A 3,034-nucleotide genomic window follows, 5' to 3' on the forward strand; every position below is an offset into this window, starting at 1 on the left:
GAACCAGAACCACACGTAGGGTCATATACGCTACGGAGCTTAGTTTTGCCCGTCGTAACAATCTTGGCAAGGATTTTACTTACTTCCTGTGGCGTGTAAAACTCACCCGCTTTTTTACCTGCACCACTGGCAAACTGTCCAATCAAATACTCGTAGGCGTCGCCTAAAACGTCCAATTCGGTATCGTGGAGTTTGAAGTCAATCTTATCGAGGTGAGAAAGAACCTTTGCAATAATGTCGTTTCTGGCTTCGGTAGTTCTGCCCAATTTGGTACTGTTTAAGTCCATGTCTTCAAAGAGGTTATCAAAGTCCTCTTCGCTTTCTGTACCCATGGTACTCAACTGGATATTAGTCAATATTTTTTGTAAATCCTCTAAAATGAAGTTGGTTTTGGAAGCATCGTACACATCCTCTTCAGAATTGTCACCGTTGCCACGCTTAGCCACCTCCGTAAAAAGTTCTTCAGGCTTTAGAAAGTAGCCCAACTTTTCGAGAGCTTCCTCTTTAACGGCTTCTAATAATTCCTCACTATCTTGAAGTTTAGGGTTTATTTGACGGAATGTAATTTTATCCTGTTTTAAGATTTCATTGGCAAACATTTCCATACGCTCACTCAGGTACTTGTAGAAAATAAATCCTAAGATATAGTCACGGAACTCGTCAGCATTCATTTTGCCACGTAGGGTATTGGCAATATTCCAGAGCTGTTGTTCTAACACTCTTTTTTGGTCTTCACTCATTTATACAGATTTCAAGTTTTATGGTATCAATAATCAAATTTACGATTTTATTGGTAGAAGGTTTAAGGGTTGGGGATTTTTTTGGGGGGATGGTATTGTGATTTTAATTATTGAGATTTGGAACAAAGTGAGGAACAAAAAAATACCTCTCGGAACAAAAATATTGCCGTTACAAAGTGTTATGCTATATTTGTAAAAGATTCATCGTTTTAATGTTGTAACAAAACAAGGACAGCATTAAAAAATTTACTCGTTTAAGCCTTGATTTTCAGATACTTACATACTCCCTTCCCTACACAGGAGAGGGAGCAAAAAGCCTTAAATCACACGATTTAAGGCTTTTTTGTTGCTAAAAATATTTCCTAAATAATCTTTCCTTTCAAAAAATCAGCCGTATAATTTCCCTCAATTTTTACCATTTCTTCGGGTGTGCCTTCAAAAGTGATATAACCGCCTTTTTCTCCGCCTTCTGGACCAATATCTATGATGTGGTCAGCTGACTTTATTACTTCCATATTGTGTTCAATAATAATCACTGAATCACCTTGTTCCACTAAAGCATTAATGGCTTTCAAGAGTTTTTTGATGTCATGGAAATGTAAACCTGTGGTTGGTTCATCGAAAATAAAGAGCGTTTTCCCTCTGTTTGGATTACCTTTGCCTAAGAAACTTGCCAATTTTACCCGCTGTGCTTCTCCACCCGAAAGTGAATTTGACGATTGTCCTAATTTGACGTATCCTAATCCCACTTCTTGTAAGGGCAAGAGCTTTTCTACTAATTTTGGTTGGTCTTTTTTGAATAATTCAATGGCTTCATCAACCGTCATATCCAAGATGTCGGCAATGTCTTTTTCGTGGTATTTTACATCTAAAACTTCTTGCTTGAATTGCTTGCCTCCGCATGATTCACATTTAAGTTTTACATCTGCCATAAACTGCATTTCGATGGTTACAAAACCTTCACCCTGACACGTTTCGCAACGTCCGCCCTCTACATTGAAAGAGAAGTGAGCAGGTTTATAGCCCCTTGATTTTGAAACGGGCTGTTCAGAATACAATAATCTAATTTGGTCGTAAGCTTTGACGTAAGTTACGGGATTGGAACGAGATGACTTGCCGATTGGGTTTTGGTCAACCATTTCTACGGCTTCTATTTTATTAATACTGCCTGACATTTCGCCAAATTTCCCCGATTCATCGGTATAAGTTCCTAAATGTTTTCCGAGGGCAGGATATAAAATTTTACGAACTAAAGTTGATTTTCCCGAACCACTTACGCCCGTCACAACATTGAGAATTCCTAAAGGGAACTTTACTGAAATATTCTTTAAATTATTCTCATAAGCTCCTTTAATTTCAATGAAGCTGGTTGATTTTCTACGAAATTTTGGAACTTCAATTTTATCTTTTCCAGATAAAAAATTAATCGTATGTGAAAGAAGTTTGGAATTATTATTTTTAAAGTCTGTTATATCTCCTTGAAATACCAATTCTCCTCCATTTCTCCCTGCATCAGGTCCAATATCAATAATTTGGTCGGCGGCACGCATCACTTCTTCTTCGTGTTCGACCACAATAACGGTATTGCCCATATCTCGCAAAGATTCCAAAACGGATACTAATTTCAATGTATCTCGGGGATGCAAACCAATGCTTGGTTCATCCAAAATATACATCGAACCCACCAAGGCACTTCCAAGAGAAGTAGCGAGTTTTATACGTTGAAATTCACCGCCCGAAAGCGTGGAAGAGAGGCGGTTTAGACTTAAATATCCCAAACCAACTTTATTCATATATTCCAAACGAGTTTCTATTTCTTGAAGGATTCTTTTAGATACATTTATTTGATAATCAGGTAATTGTAAGTTGTTGAAAAATTCCATTACTTCCGTAATTGGCATCAAAACCAAATCAATAATTGACTTTCCGCCCACTTTCACATATCCCGCATCTTGCCGTAAACGTGAGCCTTTGCACTCAGGGCAGCTTGTGCGTCCACGATAGCGTGAGAGCATTACACGATATTGAATTTTGTGGGTTTCAGCTTCCAACATCTTGAAAAACCAATCCAAACCTTTGAAATAATCATTACCCGACCATAGAATTTTCTTCTGTTCATCGGTTAAATCTTTGTAAGGTCGATGGATTGGAAAGTCGAATTTTGCCGCATTTTTAATGAGAGGAATTAAATTCTCACCCATTTTTTCGGTTCGCCACGGAGCAATCGCCCCTTCGTAAATGGAGAGACTCTTATCGGGAATAATCAAATCTGGGTCGAGTCCCAAAACTCTGCC

2 protein-coding genes are annotated in these 3,034 nt (G+C 38.2%); both read right to left on the minus strand.

The window, feature by feature from the left end; genetic code table 11:
• Positions 1-740: N-6 DNA methylase (locus tag AC1W31_RS21015; protein WP_481736465.1), on the minus strand; the 740-nt coding region annotated here is incomplete at its 3' end.
• 362 nt (positions 741-1,102) lie between these two features.
• On the minus strand, positions 1,103-3,034 hold a 1,932-nt coding region (gene uvrA / locus AC1W31_RS21020; RefSeq protein WP_481736466.1), incomplete at its 5' end, for an excinuclease ABC subunit UvrA.

Source organism: Arcicella sp., from assembly GCF_964672035.1.